Consider the following 5,379-nt stretch of genomic DNA (forward strand, 5'->3'; position numbering starts at 1 on the left):
GGACTCAACCGTCCCAGTATCAGGCTGTCCAGTTCAGCGGGGGAACTTCACTTCTAAGCGGCGGACCACGGACCGGCCGGCGGGCGCCTCGGAGCTTCCCCGGGGCGACGGAGATACCAGCGGATGAACTCGCGGAGCACCTTGGCGCGCGGGCTGCGGCCTGTTGGGTGCAGTGCCTTTGTGGCGTCCAGGAACGGCGTCCACTCGTCCTCGGGGGCGCGTGGATCAGCGCGTCGCAGTACGCGAAACCGCGACGGCCGGCGCGATCGACACAGGTAGGCACGTCTGACGCACACGACGGCCCCGTCTCCGACATGGAGACGGGGCCTTTTTGCGCTCTGGCGTCACTTGCTCTTCCGACCGGCGACGAAGCTGCCGATCCCCTGCTCCGTCCGGATGAGACCAGCCTCTTTCAGCGCCCGCACGGCTTTCTGCACCGTCGCAAGCGCAATGCCGTACTCGCTCTGCAGCTCGACCACTGACGGAATGCGGCTGCCGGGCGGGTACTCGCCAGTCTCAATACGCCGCTCGATTACTTCGTACACCTGGCGCCACTTGGCCCGCGTCTCGTCAAGATCCTCCACGTAGTCGACAATAGGTAGCTGCGGTCTACTGCGCGATTGGTGGCAGACGGCAGACTACTGCGGTCTACTAGGGGTAGATTGGACCTGAAAATCCCGGCGACCGTGCTAGCGGCCCCGGGGGTGGCCAACGCGTGCGAGAGGCGTCGACAGGTGGATTCTACAGAGCAGCATTCCGACGGCGGGGAGTCACGGATGGAAAGAGCCGCGGAACCCCACACGCTTGCGAAGGACATCGAGACGGGTCGCGTCGGGCGTGTAATGGGCCAGGTCGGCCCGTACATCCTCATGCGCCCTCTCAAGGGCGGTAAGGAGTGGGAGGCCCTGCCCGAGAACGTGGAGGAGATCACGACAGGCGAAGCCCTGTCTGTCGCGGTCGCTGAGGATGGCCGACGACGCGGTGTGTATCGGGAAGTCGGAGGCTGGAACAGCGGGGCCTGCCTGTGAACCCCAGCGCGATCATCAAGGCTGCTGAGTGGACGCTCAGCGTGGAGGCCGCGGACGGCGCGCCGTCAGGGATATTCCAGGTGCAGTGCATCGCGTGTGCGGAGATGTCGCCCGCTGTCGACGATGACCGGCTCGCCGTGGAGCTGTGGGCGATGAAGCACACGGGCGCCAACACCGCGCATCGTCAGTTCAAGCTCGCGACCGAAAGCTTCTGGCGCGTCGACCCTGCGCCCTCGAACCCTCTCTGCGAAGGCGGCAGGCGCGCCCTCTGAGACGCCGCTCCGGCTGCTGGACTCTGACAGGCACCGGGTAGTCGGAGCGGCGCAGGACCCGCGTGCCGCTTCCAACTCTCTGCGGTCCGCGGACGACGGCGGGACCCCGGCGGACCGGTGAGGTCGGCCTCCCCGCGGATCCTGTCCGGGCCCCCTTCGCCTTCGGGCGGAGGGGGTTTCTTCATGTCCTACGATGGGCACTCTGTACCCCACTCGTGGCAGTGCCAGCAGACACACGGTGTGTACGGACATCACGCCACCGCGCGGCAGCCGGGTGTGCCGGATCGGCACCGGGCCCGTGGCCCAGGCACGGCACGTGGCCACCGGCTCCTGCTGCCGGCCGAGGGTCAGCCAGCCGGGCACGTGGACCGCGCCGGGCGCGACCCGCAGGCGTGGGCGGGGGATGGGAGCGGTCACCGGTCACCTCCGTTCCACAGATGGTGCATCGCGTAGCTGCGCCAGGGGCGCCAGGCCTCGGCGTCCTGGAGCAAGATGCCCATGCGGCAGGCGGCCGCCCGGACGGCGTCGCACTCCAGCAGGACGTCGGGGTCGCCCAGGGCGCGCATGCGGATGTAGCCGGCCGTCCAGGGGCCTATGCCGCGCAGACGCTGCAGATCCTTCTCCGTGGCGTCGCGGTCGGCGCCGGGGTCGAGGCGGACCATACCGTCGGCCAGCGCCGTGGCCAGGGTGCGCAGGGTGGCGCGGCGGGAGTCCGGCATGCCGATCTCGCTCAGCGACGCGTCGGCCAGGTCAGCGGCCCCGGGGAAGTGGTGGGTGAGCCCGCCGCTCGGCGCCGGCAGCGGCTCTCCGTACACCGCCACCAGGGCACCGCCGAGTCGCTGCCCGGCCGCGACGGACCCCTGCTGGCCCAGGACCGCGCGTACGGCCAGCTCATGCGGGTCGGCGGCGCCGGGGGCGCGCAGGCCGGGCCGCCGCTCCACCAGGGCGCGCATGAGGGGGTCGGCGCAGAGGCGGTCGGCGACGGCGTAGGGGTCGGCGTCCAGGTCGAAGAGCCGGCGGATGCGCTGGGTCGCGGTGGTCAGGTCGCGCAGCTCACTCAGGTGCAGCCGGCACTCCAGCCAGCCGCCCGCGCCGGTGGCCTCGCTGACCTCGGCGACGCCGTGGCCGTGCGGCAGCCGCAGGGTGCGCCGGTAGGTGCGGGCACCGCGCTCGCCGGTGAGCTCCTCGATGCCGGTGACGGCGCGGTGCGCCAGGTGGTCGAAGACCTGCTCGGTGTCGTACGCGCCCCGGTAGGCGAGGCGCAGCGGGACCCCGCCGGACGCGCCTGGTGAGGCGACCGAGCCGAAGCGGGACTGGCGGCCAGGGCGCGCGGCGCGCAGTTCGCTGGGCGTGAGGGCGTAGATCTCGCGGAGCGTGTCATTGAACTGCCGCACGCTGGCGAACCCGGCCGCGAAGGCGACCTCGGCGGCCTGCATCTGCGTGGTCTGCAGCAGTATCCGCGCGGTGTGCCCCCGCTGCGCCCGGGCCAGTGCGATGGGCCCGGCCCCCAGCTCTGCGTTGAGCTGCCGCTGCACCTGCCGCGCGCTGTATCCCAGCCGTGCCGCCAGGCCCGCCACGCCCTCCCGGTCCACGACGCCGTCGCCGATCAGCCGCATCGCGCGCCCGACGGCATCCGCGCGCGCGTTCCACTCGGCCGACCCGGGCACCGCGTCAGGGCGGCAGCGCCGGCAGGCCCGGAACCCGGCGCCCTGGGCCGCGGCCGCCGTCGCGAAGAACCGTACGTTTCCACGCCTGGGCGTGACCGCGGGGCAGCTCGGGCGGCAGTAGATGCCCGTCGTGGCCACGGCGAAGAAGAAGACCCCGTCGAACCGCGCGTCCCGGCTGCACACCGCCTCGTACCTGCTGTCCTCACTCATCACCCATCCACTGTGCGCCACCCGCGCCCCGGATGCTGGCGGGAAACGGACATCAGATTCGCGCCCTTGAGGATCTCCGCCTGGTGTTGTCGTGGGGGCGAGCGCACCGGCGCGGACGGCTGATGCGAACCTCCGGACAGCGAAAGCAAGTTCGTGTGACCCTTGCCGTATGAACAGCACTCCTGAGGACACGCTGGCCGACAGGCTCCAGGCGGACAGACCGCACTCGGCCCGGGTATGGAACTACCTGCTGGGCGGCAAGGACAACTACATCGCGGACCAGCAGGTCGGCGACGTGATCCTTCAGATGTTTCCCAACATAGCCCTCATCGCCCGCGAGCAGCGGCGATTCCTCTCCCGCGCCGTCCGCTTCCTGGCCGGCGAGGCGGGCGTCCGTCAGTTCCTGGACATCGGCACCGGCCTCCCGACCGTCGACAACACCCACGAAGTGGCGCAACGCGTCGCCTCGTCGTCCCGGATCGTCTACGTCGACAACGACCCCCTGGTGCTGGTGCACGCCCGTGCCCTGCTGACCAGCAGCCCCGAAGGCGCCTGCGACTACCTCGACGCCGACGTACGCGACACCGACAGGATCCTGGAGGGCGCGGCCGCCACCCTCGACTTCACCCAACCCATCGCGCTCACGATGCTGGGGATCATGGGTCAGCTCCCCGACTCCGAAAACCCGCAGTCGATCGTGAACCGGTTGCTCGAAGCCCTCCCCTCCGGCAGCTACCTGGCGCTCAGCGACGGCACCGACACCAACGCCGCGCAGAACGAGGCGATTCGGGTCTACAACGAGAGTTCCGCCAGCTCGTACCACGTTCGCAGCCCCGAGCGGATCGCCACCTTCTTCGACGGACTGGAGCTGGTCGAGCCGGGCGTCGTCATGACGTCGAGGTGGCGCCCGGAACCCGTCGACGGTGACAGCAGCCCCTCGGAGTCGACCGCGGTCTGCGGCGTCGGCCGCAAGCCCTAACGCCACGGCGGCCCGGTCACCGCGCCGCCTGCCCGGCACCCCCTTCCGCGAGGAACGCCGCGACGGTCTGGCTGAAGCGGCCGGGGTCGTCGAGCCACGGGAAGTGGCCCGCGTCCGGCTGCACGGTCAGTTCGGCCTTGGGGAACAGCTCCGCGATGCGGGCGGCGACGCGGGGGAGCGGGCCGCTGTCCTTTTCGCCCGCGACGATCAGGACCCGTGCGTCCAGTGCGGTGGCAATCGCGGCGCGGGCCGGGGCGGGATCGAAGGCGCCGGACGACGCGTAGACGTCCGCGGCCTCGAAATTGCTCTGCTCGACCTCCGACGCGGCGTGTGCCTGCGCGGCCGCGTCCCAACGGCCATAGAAAAAGGGCGCGATGGCGTCCCACTCGGCATCCGTCGCGAACCCGGCCCAGACCGCTTCATAGGCCTCGTGCGCGCCTGCGAACCACGGCTCGCCCGCGCGCAGGGTAGCCGCCTCCCTGCGGTGCTCCTCGGTGAAGTCGACCCCAAGGGCCCGAGCCCTGGCCGTGATCAGAGTCAGGCTGCGGACGCGTTCCGGATACCGGGCCGCGTACAAAATGGCGAGATCGCCCGCCGCCGAGTGCGCCAGCAGGTCGACCCGATCCAACTCGAGATGATCACGGAATGCCTCGACATCGCCGACCTGCCGGTCACAGCGGTACGTCGCCGGGTCCGCGGGAACGCCCGACTCACCGGTCCCGCGCAGGTCCAGCATCACCAGCCTGCGCTGCCCCGCCAGCCCACCGAGATCCCCAAGGTAGGCGGAGGCACGCATCGGCCCGCCCGGCAGGCAGAGCAGCGGCTCGCCGTCCCCCACGACGTGATAGGCGAGTTCAGTCCTGTCGGGAGCGGTGAACGTAGGCATGGCGCCATTCTCATGACCGCCTGACGATCACAGCAACCGGTTTGCGCCCCGGCCGGCCCCGTCAGCACTCGATGACGGTCACCGCGAGGCCCCCGCGCGCCCTCTCCTTGTATTTGGCCTTCGCGCGAGCACGTCCCGTGTCTCCACCACGGCGGACGGGCGTGATGACGGGATCGAACAGCCCAGGCACCCAGGCATATACGCGGTCGTCTGCAGCCACTTTCGAGCACTGGTTCGGCAGTGTCGGGGGCGCCTGAACTTGGACCCACTTTGGCCGGATGAATCGTGACCCACGTGGCCTGTGGTCGTGGTGGTTCAGTCGGTTTCTGTGGTGGCG

At 70.5% G+C, this 5,379-nt stretch carries 6 protein-coding genes and 1 pseudogene; 3 read left to right on the forward strand and 4 right to left on the reverse strand.

Annotated features, from left to right (window positions below):
• Window positions 1-344: 344 nt before the first annotated feature.
• Window positions 345-584: a GntR family transcriptional regulator gene (locus EFK10_RS36170; RefSeq protein ID WP_240677685.1), complete on the reverse strand. Its 240-nt coding sequence runs from the start codon at window positions 582-584 to the stop codon at window positions 345-347.
• Window positions 585-776: 192 nt separating this feature from the next.
• Here EFK10_RS36170 and EFK10_RS36175 point away from each other — a divergent pair, with 192 nt between their 5' ends.
• Window positions 777-1,028 (forward strand): hypothetical protein, encoded by a 252-nt coding sequence (locus tag EFK10_RS36175; RefSeq protein ID WP_127359878.1) that lies wholly within the window; start codon window positions 777-779, stop codon window positions 1,026-1,028.
• Entirely contained in the window at window positions 1,025-1,300 is a 276-nt protein-coding gene (locus EFK10_RS48045; RefSeq protein ID WP_164836288.1) for a DUF7848 domain-containing protein, read from the forward strand. Before EFK10_RS36175 ends, EFK10_RS48045 begins: the two co-directional genes overlap by 4 nt.
• 228 nt (window positions 1,301-1,528) lie before the next feature.
• Here EFK10_RS48045 and EFK10_RS51300 read toward each other — a convergent pair.
• Together EFK10_RS51300 and EFK10_RS36185 are read right to left on the reverse strand one after the other, a co-directional pair.
• Window positions 1,529-1,717, reverse strand: a pseudogene (locus EFK10_RS51300) (alpha-ketoglutarate-dependent dioxygenase AlkB); the annotation flags it as partial.
• A complete protein-coding gene (locus tag EFK10_RS36185; protein ID WP_127359879.1) occupies window positions 1,714-3,177 on the reverse strand; it encodes an AlkA N-terminal domain-containing protein in 1,464 nt (487 codons plus the stop codon). The pseudogene EFK10_RS51300 and the gene EFK10_RS36185, both read right to left, overlap by 4 nt.
• A gap of 169 nt (window positions 3,178-3,346) precedes the next feature.
• Here EFK10_RS36185 and EFK10_RS36190 point away from each other — a divergent pair, with 169 nt between their 5' ends.
• Window positions 3,347-4,156 carry an SAM-dependent methyltransferase gene (locus EFK10_RS36190; protein ID WP_127359880.1) on the forward strand — a complete coding sequence of 270 codons (810 nt, stop codon included), beginning with the start codon at window positions 3,347-3,349 and terminating at the stop codon, window positions 4,154-4,156.
• A gap of 16 nt (window positions 4,157-4,172) precedes the next feature.
• Here the strand turns inward: EFK10_RS36190 and EFK10_RS36195 are convergent, their stop codons facing one another.
• Window positions 4,173-5,042, reverse strand: coding sequence for an alpha/beta fold hydrolase (locus tag EFK10_RS36195; protein WP_127359881.1), 870 nt, complete (start codon window positions 5,040-5,042; stop codon window positions 4,173-4,175).
• Between the last annotated feature and the right edge of the window lie 337 nt (window positions 5,043-5,379).

This window comes from Streptomyces soli, from assembly GCF_003999195.1.
GTDB classification, from domain to species: Bacteria; Actinomycetota; Actinomycetes; order Streptomycetales; family Streptomycetaceae; genus Actinacidiphila; species Actinacidiphila soli.